This window comes from Acidimicrobiia bacterium (genome assembly GCA_012959995.1).
In the GTDB taxonomy this organism is placed as follows: domain Bacteria; phylum Actinomycetota; class Acidimicrobiia; order Acidimicrobiales; family MedAcidi-G1; genus MedAcidi-G2B.
Window position 1 is genome coordinate 1 of the sequence record DUCC01000019.1, and the last position, 19,115, is coordinate 19,115.

The 19,115-nt window shown below is 50.4% G+C and carries 18 protein-coding genes; 11 read left to right on the top strand and 7 right to left on the bottom strand.

Features of this window, described 5'->3' with window-relative positions; genetic code table 11:
• Positions 1 to 1,246, top strand: a 1,246-nt coding sequence (locus tag EYQ49_05690) for a biotin/lipoyl-binding protein (protein HIG25368.1), incomplete at its 5' end; no start/stop codon positions are given.
• Between the two features lie 11 nt (positions 1,247 to 1,257).
• On the opposite strand, the gene EYQ49_05695 is transcribed toward EYQ49_05690, so the two are convergent.
• Positions 1,258 to 2,313 (bottom strand): glycosyltransferase, encoded by a 1,056-nt coding sequence (locus EYQ49_05695; GenBank protein ID HIG25369.1) that lies wholly within the window; start codon positions 2,311 to 2,313, stop codon positions 1,258 to 1,260.
• Between the two features lie 162 nt (positions 2,314 to 2,475).
• Here EYQ49_05695 and EYQ49_05700 point away from each other — a divergent pair, with 162 nt between their 5' ends.
• Positions 2,476 to 3,336 (top strand): ABC transporter permease, encoded by an 861-nt coding sequence (locus EYQ49_05700; protein ID HIG25370.1) that lies wholly within the window; start codon positions 2,476 to 2,478, stop codon positions 3,334 to 3,336.
• Between the two features lie 8 nt (positions 3,337 to 3,344).
• A complete protein-coding gene (locus EYQ49_05705; GenBank protein ID HIG25371.1) occupies positions 3,345 to 4,529 on the top strand; it encodes an ABC transporter ATP-binding protein in 1,185 nt (394 codons plus the stop codon).
• 23 nt (positions 4,530 to 4,552) lie between these two features.
• On the opposite strand, the gene EYQ49_05710 is transcribed toward EYQ49_05705, so the two are convergent.
• Complete coding sequence (locus tag EYQ49_05710; GenBank protein HIG25372.1) at positions 4,553 to 5,527, bottom strand: glycosyltransferase family 2 protein; 975 nt, start codon at positions 5,525 to 5,527, stop codon at positions 4,553 to 4,555.
• 75 nt (positions 5,528 to 5,602) lie between these two features.
• Between EYQ49_05710 and EYQ49_05715 the strand changes: the two genes are divergently transcribed.
• From EYQ49_05715 to EYQ49_05725, 3 genes are read left to right on the top strand one after another with little or no spacing between them, the layout of a single operon-like run.
• A complete protein-coding gene (locus EYQ49_05715; protein HIG25373.1) occupies positions 5,603 to 6,103 on the top strand; it encodes a hypothetical protein in 501 nt (166 codons plus the stop codon).
• The gene (locus tag EYQ49_05720; protein ID HIG25374.1) at positions 6,100 to 7,170 is read left to right on the top strand and encodes a glycosyltransferase; all 1,071 of its coding nucleotides are present in this window, start codon (positions 6,100 to 6,102) and stop codon (positions 7,168 to 7,170) included. Before EYQ49_05715 ends, EYQ49_05720 begins: the two co-directional genes overlap by 4 nt.
• Positions 7,170 to 8,396 carry a glycosyltransferase gene (locus EYQ49_05725; GenBank protein HIG25375.1) on the top strand — a complete coding sequence of 409 codons (1,227 nt, stop codon included), beginning with the start codon at positions 7,170 to 7,172 and terminating at the stop codon, positions 8,394 to 8,396. Before EYQ49_05720 ends, EYQ49_05725 begins: the two co-directional genes overlap by 1 nt.
• Here EYQ49_05725 and EYQ49_05730 read toward each other — a convergent pair.
• Positions 8,375 to 9,400 (bottom strand): class I SAM-dependent methyltransferase, encoded by a 1,026-nt coding sequence (locus tag EYQ49_05730; GenBank protein ID HIG25376.1) that lies wholly within the window; start codon positions 9,398 to 9,400, stop codon positions 8,375 to 8,377. The genes EYQ49_05725 and EYQ49_05730 overlap by 22 nt on opposite strands.
• 102 nt (positions 9,401 to 9,502) lie before the next feature.
• On the opposite strand from EYQ49_05730, the gene EYQ49_05735 reads away from it, so the two are divergent.
• Genes EYQ49_05735 through EYQ49_05755 form a run of 5 tightly spaced genes read left to right on the top strand, consistent with a single transcriptional unit; the run spans position 9,503 to position 14,113 of the window.
• A complete protein-coding gene (locus EYQ49_05735; protein HIG25377.1) occupies positions 9,503 to 10,582 on the top strand; it encodes a glucose-1-phosphate thymidylyltransferase in 1,080 nt (359 codons plus the stop codon).
• A gap of 8 nt (positions 10,583 to 10,590) precedes the next feature.
• Complete coding sequence (locus tag EYQ49_05740; GenBank protein ID HIG25378.1) at positions 10,591 to 11,145, top strand: dTDP-4-keto-6-deoxy-D-glucose epimerase; 555 nt, start codon at positions 10,591 to 10,593, stop codon at positions 11,143 to 11,145.
• A 1-nt stretch (position 11,146) separates the two neighbouring features.
• A complete protein-coding gene (gene rfbB / locus EYQ49_05745; GenBank protein ID HIG25379.1) occupies positions 11,147 to 12,106 on the top strand; it encodes a dTDP-glucose 4,6-dehydratase in 960 nt (319 codons plus the stop codon).
• Entirely contained in the window at positions 12,103 to 12,930 is an 828-nt protein-coding gene (gene rfbD / locus EYQ49_05750; GenBank protein HIG25380.1) for a dTDP-4-dehydrorhamnose reductase, read from the top strand. Before rfbB ends, rfbD begins: the two co-directional genes overlap by 4 nt.
• Before the next feature lie 13 nt (positions 12,931 to 12,943).
• Entirely contained in the window at positions 12,944 to 14,113 is a 1,170-nt protein-coding gene (locus EYQ49_05755) for a glycosyltransferase (protein ID HIG25381.1), read from the top strand.
• On the opposite strand, the gene EYQ49_05760 is transcribed toward EYQ49_05755, so the two are convergent.
• The 4 genes from EYQ49_05760 to EYQ49_05775 form a co-directional block, all read right to left on the bottom strand.
• The gene (locus tag EYQ49_05760; GenBank protein ID HIG25382.1) at positions 14,110 to 16,020 is read right to left on the bottom strand and encodes a SpoIID/LytB domain-containing protein; all 1,911 of its coding nucleotides are present in this window, start codon (positions 16,018 to 16,020) and stop codon (positions 14,110 to 14,112) included. The genes EYQ49_05755 and EYQ49_05760 overlap by 4 nt on opposite strands.
• Positions 16,021 to 16,138: 118 nt before the next feature.
• Positions 16,139 to 17,413, bottom strand: coding sequence for a hypothetical protein (locus EYQ49_05765; GenBank protein HIG25383.1), 1,275 nt, complete (start codon positions 17,411 to 17,413; stop codon positions 16,139 to 16,141).
• A gap of 32 nt (positions 17,414 to 17,445) precedes the next feature.
• The gene (moeB, locus tag EYQ49_05770) at positions 17,446 to 18,621 is read right to left on the bottom strand and encodes a molybdopterin-synthase adenylyltransferase MoeB (protein HIG25384.1); all 1,176 of its coding nucleotides are present in this window, start codon (positions 18,619 to 18,621) and stop codon (positions 17,446 to 17,448) included.
• Positions 18,622 to 18,648: 27 nt separating this feature from the next.
• A partial coding sequence (locus EYQ49_05775) for an NAD-dependent deacetylase (protein ID HIG25385.1) occupies positions 18,649 to 19,115 on the bottom strand: 467 nt, incomplete at its 5' end.

Sequence of the window (19,115 nt, forward strand, 5' to 3'; positions counted from 1 at the left end):
CATGAAGGTGGTGGCCAGCGAAGAATCGATTGAAGAAGCTATTGAGTCTGCGCAACGGGAATCGTTGGCTTATTTTGGCCGTGATGAGATTTACATGGAGCGCTATCTAACCGCTCCTCGCCATATTGAGATTCAGATTTTGGCCGACCAACACGGCCATGCGGTGTACTTGGGTGATCGGGATTGTTCGGCGCAGCGTCGACATCAGAAACTTATTGAAGAAGCCCCGGCGCCCGGCCTGCCTGATGATGTTCGTGTCGCCATGGGTGAGGCAGCGGTGAAGGTGGCCTTGGGTTGTGGTTACACCAACGCCGGCACAGTGGAGTTTTTGTACGAAGACGGAGAGTTTCATTATTTAGAGATGAACACCCGGCTTCAGGTAGAGCACCCGGTGACCGAGTTGGTGACCGGCCTTGACCTGGTGGAGCAACAACTCTTGATGGCTGCTGGCCAGCCGCTGAGTTTTACTCAAGAGGACGTAGAAATTCGCGGCCACGCCATTGAGGTGCGCATTAATGCCGAAGACCCGGCCGGCGGGGCATTTTTGCCTTCCCCTGGGCGTATTAACACTTTGAAACTTCCCGATGGTTTTGGGGTGCGTTTTGATGCCGGCTACGAAGCCGGTGACGAGGTAAGCCAGTTTTACGACAACTTGGTAGGAAAACTAGTGGTGTGGGGTGCCAATCGAGACATCGCTATCCGCCGCACCTTGCGGGCTTTGAATGAGTTAGAAATCACCGGGGTGGCTACCACTATTCCGGCCGATATCGCCATTTTGTCTCATGAAGATTTTCAGGCCGGCACGCATTCCACCAAGTGGGTGGAAGAAACGCTGGACCTTTCTGAGGTCAAAGCCGATAAGGGTGAAGCCCCAGCCGACCTAGACCAACCGACGGTTAAACGAGAAATGTCCGTAGAAGTTGACGGTAAACGTTTTGCGGTCAGTATGTGGGTTCCCGACCCATCGGCCGCTCAAGTGGCCGGTGCTCCTCGACGTCGCCAAAGCCGTTCTGGGGGCAGCGGAGGCAGCGGTAGCGGTCAGGTGACCGTGCCCATGCAAGGCACCATTGTCAAAGTGCTAGTCGAGGTGGGCGACACGGTGGAAGCCGGTGACCCTATTTGCGTACTGGAAGCTATGAAAATGGAAAACAGCATTGCCGCTGAAAAAGCCGGCACCGTCACCGAAGTACGTATCGCAGTAGGCGACTCAGTAGGCGGCGGCGACGTCGTTGCGGTGGTTGAGTAGGGCTAGTCTCACTAGTCGTACAGCAATGGCGAAAGTGCCTCAATAAAAGCTTTAGCGCTGTAATGATACGACAGTTCTTTTGACCGATCCAACCCAGAAGCAACGATTGATTGATACACCTTTGGATCGCTAAGCACCTCAAAAATTACCGCTGCCACATTCGTTGGTTTTTTCTCTAGAAGAAGTAACCCACTTTTGCCTACTGTTTCCCCTACCGCCGCCACATCAAAAGCAACTACTGGAAGCCCGTGATGCATGGCTTCCACTAACGGCACCCCATAACCTTCATGGTCTGATAGAGAGAGGTATATATCCGCAGACCGAAAATAATCTCTCTTCTCTTCCTCGCTCACTACCCCAACCATTCTTACTGCTTCAGAGATCCCCAATTCAGAGAGCAAATCTTGCAACTTCTTTTGATAAGAGGGCAAACCCCCGCCCACCAAAGTGAGAGTTGCTTCAGAGTCGTATAACTCTCGATAAGCAGCTAATGCCACTATCAAATCGTGTTGAGCCTTGTTCGGAACTAATCGCCCCACAAATAACCACTGAGATCCTCTCAATACTGGCTCCGTTCGCGGTTTTCGCTCCACTCTCTTTCCGAAATCCGCCAAAACCGGGATCGTCAGAACATTCGCAAACCCGAGTGCACGCAATTCGGATGCGTTGAATTCAGAATCAGCAATCGCCATTCGGGCACGTTTTGCCATTCTACTCAACTGTTCTCTGCCCTGTCGAAGTTCGAAAGCCAGATTTGGCGCCAGTTGATCAAAATAATGGGCCGGTGTTATATTGTGATAATTGACAATCAGTGTCTCCTGGCGGAGGAGAATCTCTTCAACCATTTCTGACCCGGTAGCCGCCTGATAGATAAGAAGGTCTCTACCTGATCTTTCTGTTTTAAATCTTCTCCAATGCTTTGCAGGGGCGGGACTCCTCCGTTCCCCAGACCAAATTAGAGAACGATTTCCAACATTTGTAACAAGCCCATGAAGATTCTTTGTATGCACCCCAAGCGCATCATGAGGTCGAAACGTTGGGGTCAGGTGATGAACGGTAATAGGCATAGTAAGAAAATATCCAAAATATTTTTATTGTTTCTCCACGGCAATCATACATCCGTCTAACATCTTACGAAAGGAACCCTGCTTCCGCTAAACTGTAACATGACTGTCCACGGCTCTGCATGAGAAGTCGTCCTGATAAATTTCTTTGAGGAGCAAAATGTTATGAGCGGGAAACAGCAAGCGCTTCAGGCGGACCATCGCTCCCAATCCAATGGAAGCATCCGTCAAATAATCGCTTACCGGGGATTGCTTTTCAATCTAACTCGGACCGAACTACGCCTTCGTTACAAAAACAGCATCCTTGGATTCTTCTGGTCGCTCCTCAACCCCTTACTCTACCTTGTGGTATTTACCTTAGTTTTCCAGGAAGTTCTTCGTACTCAGATTCCGATGTTTGCCATATTTCTTCTTTCTGGGCTTCTGATCTGGAACTTTCTTTCAACCAGCCTCGGCAACGGAGCTGGTTCGATCATCGGTAACGCTTCCATCGTTCAAAAAATTTGGTTTCCCCGTGAAGTTCTTCCTCTGGCTAGTGTAGGAGCGGCTCTCGTCCATTTTTTCCTTCAAGCATCGGTGCTCACAGTCGCTCTTTTGGTCTTTCGCCACGCCCCAGATTGGCAAGCACTACTTCTGCTTCCCCTGGCTCTACTGGCAATTGTAGTGCTTGCTGCAGCAGGCGCTCTTTCTCTATCTGTCCTCAATGTTTATTATCGAGATGTACAGCACCTTCTAGAAGTGACTTTGCTCGCTTGGTTCTGGTTCACTCCAATTGTTTACAACTACAACCTTGTCGCTGAACGACTGGGAACCTCCAGTTGGCTAGCCATGCTTAACCCTGTTACTTCTATAGTCCTTACCTTCCAACGGGCCCTGCATAACCCACCACCGGGCTATATCCCTGATATCTCTCTTTGGCTCTACTTCCGTAACATTTCCATCGTCTTGACCGTCTCTACCTTGCTCTTTATTGGTTCTTTACGTTTATTTCGACGACTTGATGGTCAATTAGCAGAAAAGATATAGGCGGAATCATGGCAGACCTTGGCGGTATCTCTGTTCAGGACGTAACCAAAACTTTTCGCATCTACCAAGAACAATTTCGAACGCTCAAAGAACGAGCTCTTCACTTTGGCAAGATTCCATATCATGAGTTTGATGCTGTGCACCAAGTTTCTTTCAACGTGCCCCCAGGGTCCATGACCGGTCTTCTCGGCCATAACGGATCGGGGAAATCTACTTTGCTAAAATGTATTGCGGGAACTCTCAGGCAATCAACCGGAACCATCCAAGTCCAAGGGAGAATGGCTGCCCTATTGGAGCTCGGAGCAGGGTTTCATCCTGAACTTACCGGCAGAGAAAATCTCTATCTTGCCGGATCAATACTAGGACTGAAAAAACACGAAATAACCAGTCGCCTAGACCGCATAGTTGAGTTTGCAGAACTAGGCGACTTCATTGATAACCAAATGAAACACTACTCCACTGGAATGTTCGCCCGGTTGGGATTTGCCCTTTCCGTACATGTGGAACCTGAGATTCTATTAATTGATGAAGTTTTAGCAGTCGGAGACGAAGCTTTCCAACTCAAATGTTTAGACCAAATTCGCCGCTTTCATGATGAAGGAGTCACCATGCTATTCGTCACACATGATGTTGACCTTGCCGCATCTATCTGCGACAAAATCATCGTCCTTGATCATGGCCGGGTGATTGCTCAGGGTGACCCTAGCGAAGCAGCGATTACCTATCGTCAGTATCTCCACACCGATGAAGCAATTACTTCGATGGAAATAACCTCCCCCAACGGTGCCATCAGTTTTGGAAATATAAATTTTTTAGTAGATGGTCGCCAAATAACTACCATCCGACCACTTGATGTTGTTACCATGAATGTTGAAATAATTATGAATGAACAAGTCAATGACCTAGTAGTCGCCTATGCAATTCGGGAAATCGGCGGAAACATAATCAACTCTTCAAATACTCATTTGTTGACTACTGACCTTTCAAATATTTCGTCAAGAACCGTCTTAAGTTTTACATTTAACAGTTTTCCTCTGCTAAATGGAATGTACGAAGTGGACCTCGGCGCTCATTCCTCAGACGGGAAAACTCTTTATACCCAAAGTAACCAAGCAAGCCGATTTACTCTTACCGGATCCTCAAAAAGTGCAGGTGTGGTTGATTTAGCGGTTGAAGCCAGAGTCATCAACTGATCTCTGAATAGTCGCCCACCACTTCAAATCTGTTCACCTCCACTAACAATCATTCGGCTGGCAAAAAGAACATCCAACACTATTGCAAGCAGAAGAACAATCCCGCCTCCCATGAACAAAAGGGTCGCCGCCACAACTTCCGGGGTCGTAACCGACATCTGAATTGATCGAATAAACAAAACAGCCGTCCAACAAAAACCCGAGATAAAGCTCAACAGTCCAGAAAGATACGCCAGCGGAACAGGGGTGGTCTCTATAAGGAAATGCCGATAATACATGCGCTTCCAGAAACCTCGGAGAAGAAGAAGGAAAATTGGAAATGCTACTCGACTGGGCCGCAATTTGGACTGCTCTCCTACATTGTAAACCGGCTCCATCGGGACATCTAGGACCCGGGCACCATAGATGGCACAAGAGATCAGTAAATCATTAGGGACTCCGTATCGGGGATAGAGGCCTCGACGAGCAAATTGCTTAACAAGTTCAGATGACGCTGCATTATAGCCATTCTGGGGATCACCGATAGTCCAGTAGCCGGTAGCCAGCCGAGTCATAAACGACAAAATAATACTGCCAATCAACCTGACCCTCGGTATGACAGACCAATCGCTTTGAAGGTTGTACCGATTTCCTTTAGCTAAATCGGTTTTTCCCGAGGCCACCGGCTCAACTACTCGGTGAAGTTCCTTGGGGTCCATTTGACCGTCGCCCGCCATCGTGGCAATTACTGCAGCCCCTCTTTTCAGTGCCTCGACATAGCCATCTTCAATCGCTGCACCAACCCCTCCATTCTCCTGACGAGCTAGCAGTACTACTCGAGAGTCTTCAACAGCCAATTGGCTTACAATTTCGCAAGTTTGATCTGGTTTTGGGCTTGCGTCGTCAATCACTACTATCAGATCCACAAAATCTGGCATAGTTTTGATTACACGCTCAATTTGTGTTTCCTCCTTATAGGAAGGAACCACTACAGCTACTCTTTTATTCAGATACATCATTTACCTCACAAGTCAACTTGGCATAGTCATTTGAGAAAGGCTACCTAACTAAACAGCATTAGATATGCTCTGCACATGCAAAACGACACCAACGATCTTCTGGACAAGCTCAAACAGAACGTCGCCGCTCGCCGAATCGCTGGAGACTACCCACCTGGGCTAGAGCAGCAATTAGATAGCCATTATCATCAAATTCTTCGAGGGTTTGATTTTGATGAAGCGGGTCAGGGAGAGCTACAAACAATACTGCGACGCCTTAATGCAGCCTCTATCTTTGATGCCGCGCAAATCAAGACTTGGTCCCCGAACCCTTTCAAAAGAATCCTTCACCACATTGCAGCCAAGTTAACCGTCCGTCAAACGAATGGAATTCTTCAACAGTGTCAACAACATGCTGAAGTGGTCAATCAAGTAATAGTTCAGTTACTACTACTCATAGAAGAGCAAACAGACAACGGTGATGAAAGCAATAAAGGTCCGCCCGAAAGCCGCCGTGATATAAACCGTCGACTCTCTGCAGCACTAGATCGCCTCAATCTCATTGAAGCAAAGCTTGATATAAGCCCACCAGCGTGACAGAAATTCATCAAATTCTTGTTGGCGCAGGACGAACCGACGCCATCACCAACATGGCAAGAAACCTTCGTTCATCCCTCCGCGATTTGGGTAGAAGTGAAATTTTTGCTCAACATCCCTCTCCTGACATAACCGATGTCATCCCGCTAGATGAGTTTCCCCAAAAATACTCAACCAAAAGAACCATAATATTTCACGCCAGTGGTGGGGACAAAGAAGTACATCGCTTTCTTCAAAACTCCAGCGATCCGTTAGTTCTCATATTTCATAACATCACACCAGCGCATTATTTTGAAAACTTTGATCCAATACGTGCAGGAAGCCTCCGAGAAGGTTGGAGCGAACTAGAATTTCTTCGCTCGAAGGTAGTTCTTTCCATAGCCGACTCTCCTTATAACGCAAAAGGCCTCAAACAAATCGGCTACAAAAACGTAGTTGTTCTTCCCCTCGGGGTGGAGACCTCTCGACTGCAGAAACTCACCAGTGACCCAGCAATGCTGCACCGTATTGAGCGGGAAACCTCTGGGCATCTCTTACTCTACGTCGGCCAAGCTGTGCCCCACAAGCGGCCAGAGGTTCTCATTCAAACACAATCTCTTCTCACCCAATATCTTGGACGGAATACCTCATTAGCACTTGTCGGCCCCCCCACCCTGCCCATAGTAAATGATGCCGCCTTTCAACAATCTCAACGTCTTCATGTCCCGAACTGTCTCTTTTTAGGCCAAGTCAGTGACACCGAGCTAACAGCTCTTTACCAGCAGGCCGACATATTCCTAACCGCCAGTATGCATGAGGGTCTCTGCATCCCTGTACTAGAAGCAATGGCGGCAGGCGTTCCTACCATCTCTCGAAATATCGCTGCTCTTCCTGACACTGTCGGTACGGCAGGAATCCTTCTTCCCCCTGATGCAGGACCTGAACTTTTCGCGGAAGGAGTTGTGGAATTACTTGAAAATAAAGACCTTTACAAACAACTCACCACCAGCGGAAAACAACAGGCCAAGAGCTTCTGCTCCAGTTCAACAACCAAAACTTTCCTCAACATGTTGGCTGAATTAGATTAATGCGCATCCTCTTTGTCGTTCAAAGGTATGGCACAAACATTGCCGGCGGATCAGAACAGTGCTGTCGTCTGTTCGCCGAACATTTATCATCAGCCGGCCATCAAGTTGAGGTTGCAACCAGTTGCGCTAAAAACTACACCGACTGGTCAAACGAATTTCAAGCTGGTAGCGAACGAATAAACGACGTACTTGTTCACCGTTTTCCGGTAGATCGTAAGCGCGATGGGCAGCGATTCAGCGGAATTGATGCGGCGGTAGTCTGGGGTACTCATCCGGTTCCCTTATCCGCTCAAGAGCTCTGGGTAAATGAAATGGGACCGCGAACTACCGGCCTTCCAAAATGGTTAGCTAGTGATTCATCCAATTATGATATTGTGATCTTTTTCACTTATCTCTACTACACCACAATTCGAGGGCTTCCAGCGGTAGCCGGACGCACTCCCACCCTCTTTCAACCCACAGCGCACCTTGAGCCGCACCTATTGGTACCGATCTTTGACCGATTATTTCGCCTCCCTGACGGTATTGCTTTTCTGACCGTTGAGGAAGCCTCGCTAGTGAACCAACGTTTTGGACATAGCGCAGTAGAAGAAGTGATCGGAGTGGGAACCGACCTTTCTCTTTCTGGTGACGGCAACCGTTTTCGCTCCCGCCACCAAATCGGCAACAACCCATTTCTACTCTATGTGGGGCGTGTGGACCCTGGAAAAGGCTCGCTTGAGGCTTTTGATTATTTTGTGGCCTACAAAAAACGCAACCCTTCCTCTCTAAAATTAGTGATCGTGGGGGAGCAAGTCATGCACCTCCCCAACCATCCTGATCTCATTACAACTGGTTTCGTGCCAGAGCAAGAGAAACTCGATGCGTTAGCTGCCTGCACCGCATTCCTTCAACCTTCCTACTTCGAAAGTTTCTCCATGGCCTTGACCGAGGCTTGGTCTATGGGTAAACCAGCTTTGGTGCAAGGGCGCTGCGAAGTACTTGTAGGTCAAACTCGACGTTCAGGAGGTGGTTTCCCTTATCAGGGTTTTGCCGAATTTGAAGCGGCCTTGGACCTACTTCTTGAAGACCCCCACCTCAACTCACAATTAGGAGAAAACGGCCGGTTGTTTGTCGCCAACCATTATCAGTGGGAAGATTTGATTATGCGCTACGAAGATCTGCTCTTGCGAACTATTGAAGCATTTAACCGTCGACCCTACCGTCATCTTTCTACAGGACGATAAGCGACCAATAAAGCATCTTGACCGCTCAATACATACTCCTGAAGGCCAAGCACGGCATCGCTCACCGGTTGGCCCGCTACTTCTTTATCTAAACGCCACGGAACCTCGGGCAAAGATACCAAGTCAACCTTTACCTTATCGAACCCAAAATAATCGGCAAGGGTCTTTAATAAATCGGGGTGAAGTGGCCGCACATGCGTATGGTCGATCCAAAACGTTGACCCGCCAACGGCCAAATTTGCCCCATTTGGCGTTTCTCCTAAAAAAAGGCCTCCAGGGAGAAGAACCCGGTAAGCCTCGGCGAGAACTCTCACTAAGGTAGCAAACGATAGATGTTCTAATACTTGAAAAGCCACCACCGCCCGCATGGAAGAATCTGGGCAAGAAGTGAGATAAGTAAGTGCATCACAATTTTGAACCTCAAGGCCTTGTGTCTGGCATTCGGCGACAAAAGTGGTATTCAAATCAACCCCAACCCCATGAACGCCCTCCTCCTGGAGCAGGGAGAGGAACTCTCCTCGGCCACAACCAAGGTCAACTACTTTCCCTACATTCGGAAGTTCCTTGACCATCTGTACATATTGGGCCTGACGGTTGCTTATTTCTTCTCTAGTGCCTCGCATCTTTTCTTCAATAGCCGCATAGACCGTTTCCTCATCCAGTGTGCCAAGGGGTATGTTTTGAGTTAGTTTGACAGATAGTTCAGCACTTGCAGTCAAAGGCGATCTGGCCGTTAAACCCCGGTGAACTGAGGCAATTTGATTCTTAGCCGCACCGAGTTCTTTACTAATATTCCCCGTTTCTCGTTCTAGTCCATCCACCCTTATACCTGAAGATTCTGCATCTTGAATTAATAAACTAAGTTGAACTTGAACTTCGTTCATCATCGTTTGAAGTTCTTCAATACCTGCGAAAGCATCGCGTATCTGACCCTCAAGAACAAGTTGTACATGCTTTGCTCCCGTCAAGCGAAGAACAAAATTTCTAAAAGAATCTCTAACCATCTTTGAAGACTAGCAAGCACTCAATACTTTACAGACGAATATAGCCACACCGCCTGGGCCATACTGGGCCAATAATGGTCCTAACCGCTAAGATACATTTCTGTGAAAGGGCTCATTCTCAGCGGGGGCGCAGGTGTGCGACTTCGCCCAGTAACCCATACCAGCGCTAAGCAGTTAGTGCCTATCGCCAATACCCCCATTCTCTTTTACGGTATTAAACGACTAGTGGAAGCGGGAGTCACCCAGATAGGAATCATTATTGGTGAAACGGGCGATGAAATCCGCCGTGCCGTTGGTAATGGAGAAAAATGGGGAGCAAAAATTACCTACCTCCCTCAAGAGAAGCCACTGGGCCTTGCCCACTGCGTACTTGTTGCTCAGGAATTCCTTACCGATGATGACTTCATCATGTATTTAGGTGACAACATGCTTGAGCAGGACTTAAGCGACATAGTCAGTCGCTTCCAGCATGATCGCACCTCCCGCCCTCTAAGTTGTCGAGTACTGCTCAAAAAAGTTGCAGACCCGCAATCATTTGGCGTAGCAATACTTGATTGCGAAGGTTCCATCACTGAGTTGATTGAAAAACCTAAGAATCCTCCCTCTGATCTCGCTCTGGTAGGGGTTTACCTTTTTACACCGGCCATCCATCAGGCCGTAGCCACGTTAAAGCCATCTGGTCGAGGCGAACTTGAAATCACTGACGCTATCCAAAAGTTGATCAATGATGGTTTAGCGGTGGATCATGAAATAATTAAGGGTTGGTGGATTGATACCGGCAAAAAAGACTCTCTTCTTGAGTGCAACCGGTTGGTGTTGAGCACAATTGTTACAAGCATTGACGAAAGAGCCACCGTTGACTCCGCATCAACACTGAGTGGAGCTGTACAAGTCGGGGCACAAAGCACCCTCACTAACTGCACTATTACTGGTCCGGTAGTTATTGGTGAAAATGTAAGCATCAGCAACTGCCAAGTAGGCCCTTATGCCTCACTGGGGGATGGTTGCTCACTCGATGACATCAGCATTGATGATTCCGTCTTGCTCCGCGATTGTATGATCAACGGTGGAGGGCGTATCACCTCCTCACTTTTAGGGCGCTCCAGCAGTGTTTCTGGCTCATCCTCCAACGGAGTGAGTACCTTAATGTTGGGCGATGATTCAATCGTCGAACTCCACTAAGGGTCCTCATGCCAAGCATCGTTTCTTCTGATCTCATTACCGGGATAATTTTTATTCATCCTGAAGTGTTTGATGACCAACGCGGCTTTTTTGTAGAAACATGGCGAAAGGAGTGGTTCCCAGGCGTTCCCGAGATGGTCCAAAACAACCGAGCCGACCGCCAAGCAGGCAGTTTGGTAGGCCTGCATTACCACCTTCATCAAGCCGACTATTGGTATGTGCCTTTTGGTGCTGCTCGGGTGGTTCTCCATGATTTGCGTCAAGGTTCCCCCACCGAAGGAACAACCATTTGTACCGATCTGGGCCACCAAAAAGATGGCTCCCATAACCATGGTGGCATCTATATTCCACCTGGAGTAGCGCATGGGTTTTCTGCCTTGAGCGATATGACCATCACCTACCAAGTCGATGGCTACTACAACCCAGCCGACGAACTTGGAGTAGCGTGGGACGACCCAGAGATCAACGCCGACTGGGGGGTCCCTAATCCTGTTCTTTCGCTAAGAGACCAAGCCAACCCTCGTCGAGGCGACCTTAAACCCGACCTACAACCAAGGTTCTAATATGCGTCTTTTCATTACCGGTGCTGCGGGGTTTATTGGCTCCAACTATGTGCGGCATGTGTTAAACACCACCGACGATGAGATAACTGTTTTTGATGCCTTGACTTACGCCGGCCACCGAGCCAGTTTGGAAGATTTAGAAGACCACCCTCGTTTTTCTTTTGTCTATGGCGACATTTGCGACCGTTCTGCAGTAGAAACCGCACTACCTGGGCATCAGGCCGTCGTCCATTTCGCGGCAGAGAGCCATGTGGACCGATCCATTACCGATCCGGACGCCTTTATTCGCACCAACTGTGATGGGACTAATGTGCTCTGCGATGTGGCTCGCAAAGCAGATGTGGAACGTTTCGTGCATATTTCGACCGACGAGGTTTATGGTTCCATCGAAAGAGGTTCTTCCTCTGAAACCGATGTTCTTAACCCTCGTTCTCCATATTCTGCCTCAAAAGCCGGGTCTGATCTGATTGCTCTAAGCCACCACATCACGCACGGTCTCCCCGTATCGGTAACCCGGTCTTCTAACAATTACGGTCCATATCAATTTCCTGAAAAAATTATCCCCTTGTTTGCCACCAATCTGTTGGACAGAATCAAAGTACCTGTTTATGGAGACGGCAAAAACATTCGTGACTGGTGCCATGTGGCTGATAACTGCACCGCCGTAGACCTCGTGTTACGCCGAGGGGAAATTGGTGAGATCTACAACATTGGAGCAGGAAGCGAACTCACCAATCTTGAGCTAACTCACGCTTTGCTTGAACTGATGGGTTTCGACGAGTCAATGATCACCTGGGTTGATGATCGCCTTGGCCATGACCGGCGTTACTCCGTTGATATTTCAAAAATTACCGCTCTTGGTTGGACTCAACAGCATAATTTTGCCGAGGGGCTAGCCGACACGGTGCGCTGGTACGCCGACCACCGTGATTGGTGGGAACCCCTCAAGGCTCGTGCATGAAAATTCTCGTTACTGGAGGGAGCGGTCAGTTGGCTCTCGCTCTTCAGCGCCAGAGGGGCAATCATAGTTTAATAACTTTTAGAAAAAAAGACCTTGATATTACCGACCAAGAACAATTGAAAAATATTTTTGAACGAGAAAAACCAGAGGTCGTCATAAATTGCGCCGCTTGGACCGATGTCGATGCTTGTGAATCCAACCAACAAAAAGCTTTTGCCGTTAACGGTCACGCAGTTGGCTCCCTCGCTGAATCCGCAAGACAGGTCGGAGCGCAGTTGGTACAAATCTCTACAGACTATGTTTTCGATGGGCAAAAAGGATCCTCGTATTTAGAAACCGACCCAACCAATCCTCAATCCATTTATGGGAAATCAAAATTGCTGGGCGAACAACTAGCCGGAGTTGGCGCATTGATTGTACGAACAGCATGGCTCATGGGGCCCGATGGGAACAACATGTTGCAGACGATTTTACGCCTGTTAAGGAACCCCGGAGACCTGTATTTTGTTGACGACCAAGTGGGTTGCCCCACCTTCACTGGCGACCTCGCCGGGGCTTTGTTGGCCTTGGTTGAAGCAAAGGACGAAGGCATTTTTCATGTCACCAATGCCGGTCCAGTTTCATGGTTTGTTTTTGCCCAAGAAGTAGCTGAAGCAGCCGGCCATGACCCCAGCCGAGTATTACCCATATCCACCACCGATCTGGTGCCTTCACGACCCGCACCACGGCCCGCCAACTCAGTACTCGATAACCTAAAATTAGTAAATTCTGGGTACTCGCAATTAGCGCCCCATCTTGACCGACTCAATGTTCTCCTCAAGTGAGTAACAAAAATTCATGACAAACATCGCTATCTACAATCATCATTGGGCAACCATGGGAGGCGGCGAGGTTAGTGCGGGGATACTCGCTGAAACATTAAGTAAAAATCACCACATCACATTGCTCGGCCCGACACCACCAAATACTCGACTCTTTAAAACCCGCCTAAATATTGATATTTCAGACTGCACGTTTCGTCAGGTAGAAAATGATTTTGAGGCTTCGAGAGTTAGCGAAGAATTTGACTTTTTCATAAACCATTCTTTTTCGAGCAAAGCCCAGAATCATTCTCCTCATGGAACCTACATCGTCATGTTCCCGGGTAACCCTTCACGGATTCGCTCTCGCATCAAATCAGCGGTCTACCTTCCTCTTTGGAAGTCCTGTCAGTTACTTGGCACAGTTTCCTCTTACTTCCGGGACATCGACCAAAAAATACGCCTACAAACAACCAACCTTCAGTGGACAAGGTCGTATCAGCGGTTTCTATCCATCTCTGATTTTTCTTCAATCTGGACAGAAAAACTCTGGAACCAATCAAGTGAACTTCTTTATCCACCGCCTTCGCGCCAAGTTTGCCCGGGTGAAAAAAAGCCTTTTATTCTTTCCGTTGGCCGATTTTTTGATTCGAAAACCACTCACTCCAAACAACAGATTGAGATGATTAAGGCTTTTCGAATACTCTCTCAAAAAGATGGCTTACCAGATTGGCGGTTGGTTCTCGCAGGAGGATGCTCTCCTAACGAAACCTCTTATCTGGAAACGGTCCGTGCTGCTGCAAGCGGCCTTCCGGTAGAAATTCTCCCAAATGTAAGTGGAGGTGACCTCGCAGACCTTCTTGCCTCTTCTTCGATCTACTGGCATGCAACAGGTTTTAAGCAAAACGAAAATAAACCCGCTCTCTTCGAACATTTTGGAATCTCGATTGTCGAAGCAATGACGGCCGGGTCCGTACCAATTGTTTTCGGTGCGGGAGGGCCTCTTGAAATTGTCCGTCATGGAGTAGATGGTTTTCATTGGGGAACCCCTGATGAACTTATTGAAAAGACACAACTCTTAGTTAACGACACAAACCTACGCACACGACTCAGCAACAACGCAATTAAACGAGCCACTCTGTTTGGAAAAAACCAGTATGAGGAAAAGGTGCAGTCGCTCTTTTCCTTTGAGCAGGAACGGATTTAGCCCGCCTGGGCCAAGGCCACCAAGAACACGATGACCGAGGTGGCGAACTTTTGTGCTTGGGCACCGGTTAAACCAAAGGGTTCAGCTACTGATTCCAATGCTCCTTGCGCACCGTTTGAAGCAAAATAAGCCGACTTCACCATGTTGGTGCCATCAGTTGCTGGTGGAACCTCCATGGGCTCTATCGCCAATTCATCCCCACCTAAAGCCAGCAAAAAGGCCAGTACCCCCACTGAGGTGAGTTGGAGTTCTTCTGGTGTGGTTTCAAAATGGTCGGCTGCTGACTGCAGGCCTACCATTTCTTCGTCGGTGTAGCCAGCGGTTACTCGATATTCGTCATAGCGGTCAGCGGGAAAAGCAACACTGGCATCGGGCGGCCCATATTCAAGGTTGTACCACTTCGATTTCATGCCGAACTGCCATTGGAAGTCGTAGCCACTTACCGTCACTACCTGACCAGAGCGAGTACGAAGTTCAAGTTCGTCTACTCGGCCGCCATCGTCACCGTTGCCATCTCGGGTTACTACCACTGCTTCGTAGAGGTCGTTGATGCTGTAGGCGGCGAGCACGTCGGACAAAGTTAGAGTTTCACTCCACCGAGCGACTGGGTTGTTGTAGACATCGTCACCATCGTCGGGCACCCCCGGGAATACCCCGGTAATGGTGTGGCCGCCGGTAGACGAAGAGAACTCGGTACGAGCAATCTCGTCGCCGAACATGCGCACTAGCCCAGCGGTGGCCGCTATGGCACTATCTGAGCGGGTGTCTTCGTTGCTGCTTTGCCAGCCACTCCCCCGGCTTTCTCGGCCTTCGTAGACTTGGCAGGCTGTGGTATCGCAGGTTTTGGCGTAGGTATAGCGGTTTTCGGCCAGTGAATACGACCGAGCGGCTACTGATTGCACCTCAAGAGCAGCGATGCCGGCGCCTTCGCCTTCTTCGGCCCAACTGGCGGGCATTTCTCGTGGCACTACGCCGCGCAGGTATTGCTCTACGGGTAGCCAGTTGACGGTGCGTTGGTTTCCTTCGTAGCGGGCGGCCCGCATTTCGCCGCGATACCAGGTGGCCGAACTGCTGCTTTCGCAAGCCTGCAAGGTCACGTCTAAAGCGGCATCGTCGGTGTTGATCACCGTGAGCACGGGGTCAGGAGCCACGGTGGTAGTAGTAGCCGGCGGCTCCGTGGTTGTGGTGGTCGTTGAAGTAGTTGTTGAGGTCGTAGTGGTCGTTGCTGGCACCACGTATTCAGCCGAACGCACTCGCACGATGGGGCTCTCTATGTGGAAACCAGCGTCGGTAAACGGCCCGGCACAGTCGGGGCCCACGGCGATGCTGTAGCGATCAACGTTGCCTTCCAAGGTTATTTGCACTGCTTGGTCGGCGAGTTCAATCCAGTTGCCGTCTTGATCGCCCACCACCAAGATGGCGTTTTCTACATAAACGGTGGTGGAATCACCATCATGAGCGCGCAGGCGTACGCCGATGTCTTGGGGGTCCAAAGTCTCTGCGGTGGTGTTTCCATAGAAGTGGTCAAGTATTTGGCCGCTATTCCAGCCTTCATCTATGGCGTAGCCCAGCGAACCGTATTGGCCCATGCCGCGGCCGTGGCCCCAGCCTCTGCCTTCGACAACTACATCGCCGTAGTCGGTGATGTAGTCACCTAAATCCACCCCGGGAATGGTCAGTACTTGACCGATATAGATGATGCTTTCCAAGGTCAAACCATTGGCGTCGAGAAGATCGTTGAGGGTAATAGCAAACTCTTCGGCTATCGCCGACAAGGTGTCACCCGCTACCACTACATAATTTGTATCTGCCACAGCCGGAGAAGCGGTTAAAACATTGGCCATGAGGGCGACCACCAACAGCAGCGCACCACGGCGCGTAGACACCCGGTTACCTCTCTGTTTCATTGGTGGTTGGTCTCCATTATTTCATTGACGGCAGCCTAAAAGGCTGCGTCATTTGACGCTCGGCTCCACCCGCCTTTGGAGTCTAGAGACTTTTTCCTCGCAATGGAAGGAGGGCGAGTTAATCGCCGGCCGGGCTGAACACTCGCTGCGCACTTAAAAAGCGCAAAAGCAAGGCAAACATGACAACGGCAGCCACCGAAACGGTGGCGACAAGTGCTATTTCAACCCGTAGAAACAGTTGATCACCGGCCACCAACAACGTCAGCGGAAACGCCACGACCCCAGCCACCCAGGCTAAGGCCATGCGGCCTTGGGCTCGACAGGCAATAAGCGCTTGGGTGAGCGAAAGCACCACCATCAGCCCAGCGCTAGAAACAGCCAACAAAACCATGTCTTGGCGCCCTACGGCAAATTCGGCACCAAATGCTACTTCAACTATTTGCGGCCCCACCACGGCCATTACTGCCACCGCTCCAATTCCTAAAGCCCCCACCAACAACAACAGGTGTTTGAGTTCGTGCCAAAGTTCGGCGAACTTGTTTTGACTGGCCAAGGTAGACAGGCGTGGCAACAAAGCTGCTTGTACTGCTTGAAAGAAGAACAAGGGCACCCGGGCCACTAACAAGGCGTTGAGGAACCGTCCGGGTTCGTCGGCTTGTTGGGGAGTGGCCAATATTTGTACAGCCAACGGACTGACGTTGAGCACCAGTGCCGTGGCTACCGAAGCCACCAATAGCGACCCTAAAGCTTTTGAAAGGTCGCCCATGTGGGCTTCAGGTCCGGGGGTTAATATTCCTCGTTGACCTGCCGTGGCCAACAAAATACCCACCAGTGGGGCCAAGCCAATGGCTAATCCATAGGCACCAATGCTGCCGGTAGCTAACCCCAATACTGCTCCCACCAGCAATAAGCGGCCTAATCCTTCGCCCATGACATAGCGGGCGTAACCATTAAAGCGGCCTAAACCAGCCAAAGTGCCTTTAACCAGGTGGGCTGCCCCGAGGCCCACTACCACCAAAATAAGGCCCAAAAACAGCAGTGTTTCTCCGTTAAAAAATTCGTTGGTAAACCAACGGCCGGCGAGCAACGAAACCGCTACCAGGCCGAGGGCCAGCGAAGCACCTAATCGAGCAGCGGATTTCACTACGGGGCCGATGCCTTGGCCTCTGCTTACCCGGCCGGCGACCAAGCGGGCGGTTTCTTGTTCTAGGGGCAGAAAAAAGCCGATGCCCAACAAAAAGCTTAAAGCCCACAACAGAGCCACCGGCGAGTAGGCCTCAGCGCCAAGGTCGCGAGAAGAAATAGTTATGAAGGCATAGGCCGTTAATCCATTGACCACTAGTCCCCCGCCGATAGCAAGCGTGCCGGCGGGCAAACGGTCGAGTAAGCGCATCAACAGATTCTAGGGGATGCGCCGGAAAAGAGTTAGTTAGCGGGTGGTTCGCTTACTTGAGGCATGCATAAGCCGTCGAGTTCGGCGATTTGGATGCGTTCACGGTTGACCCAGGTGACTTCGTTGGTGGGGTCTACTTGGAGTTTGTATTCGTGGAAAGTCATGTCCATGGCGTCGAAAGCTACGAGGCGACCCGAGAGTCCTTCGCCTAAGCCCAAAATCAGTTTGATGGCTTCCAAGGCTTGGATGCTGCCCACGATGCCGGGCAGCACCCCCAACACGCCGGCTTCGGCGCAACTGGGAGCAAACTCGGCCGGTGGAGCTTCGGGCAACATGTCACGATAGGTCGGGCCGTCGAGTGGGTTGAACACGGTGACCTGACCTTCAAAGCGGAAGATTGACCCATGGACTACCGGGATACCCAACTTTACTGAGGCATCGTTAAGCAGGTAGCGGCTCGGAAAGTTGTCGGCGCCGTCCACTACCACGTCGTAACCATCGAGGATGTCCATGATGTTGTCGGCCCCAAGGCGTACATCGTAGGTCACCACATTGACGTCGGGGTTTAAAGCGGTCAACGTTTTTTTAGCAGAGTCGACTTTGCGCTCCCCTACCCGGTCCATGTTGTGCAAAATCTGGCGTTGCAGGTTCGACTCGTCAACCACGTCCATATCGATGATGCCCACCGTACCTACCCCAGCGGCGGCAAGGTACAAAGCGGCTGGCGAGCCCAAGCCGCCGGCACCCAGCAACAATACTTTGGCGTCGAGAAGTTTAAGTTGGCCCTCTTCGCCCAGTTCAGGTAACAACAAATGGCGTTGGTAGCGATTGCGTTGGTCGGGGGCCAAGGTGCGGGGGGTTTTCCAGTTGCGGCCTTCGTCTTTCCAGCGGTTGAAGCCACCGTCCATGGAGACGACGTTGGTGTAGCCCATTTGGTTTAATGTGTCGACGGCAAAAGCGGAGCGCACTCCACCGGCGCACATGACTACCAAGGGTTGGTCGTGGTCTGGGAGGCGGCCTTCAATGCCGGGTTCGAGGTTGCCGCGAGGAATATGCATGGAGTCAGGAATGGCCCCTTGTTCGTACTCATCGGGCTCGCGCACGTCAAGCAAAAGGTAGCCCTCGGCTATTAACGCTTCGGCGCCGGCCGGGTCGGTTTCTTTAATGCGGCTTTTGGCCGCTTGAAGGAGGTCTCGGAATGATGCCATAGTAAAAGCCTACCTAGTTGGTCAGGATTAGCCACCGACTATTTTCGGCAGTAGTTCGCTGATTGAACCCTCCACTATAACGGTGGCCAGATCATCCATTTCGGTGGGGCCTCCGTTAACAATTATTACCGGTGCCCCGTAATGCACTGCCTGAGGAACCAAAGCGTTGACCGGCGACACCCCCAAGGTGGTACCCACCGCCAACAACAAATCGCACTCACTGGCCGCCGCAAACATGTTGTCAACGTCTTGTTCCACCAGGCTTTGGCCAAACAAAATCGTGGCTGTCTTTATTAGCCCTCCGCAGCCACAACGAGGGTCGGCTTCGCCGTTGCGCACCCGTTCCAGCACCGGTTCAATGTTTTCTCGCCAATCACATTGCAAGCACACCGCTTCGTGCACGTTGCCATGCACCTCAATCATTTTTTCTAAGCCGGTGCCGGCCATTTGGTGCAGACCGTCCACGTTTTGCGTTACTAGGGCTCGGAGTTTAC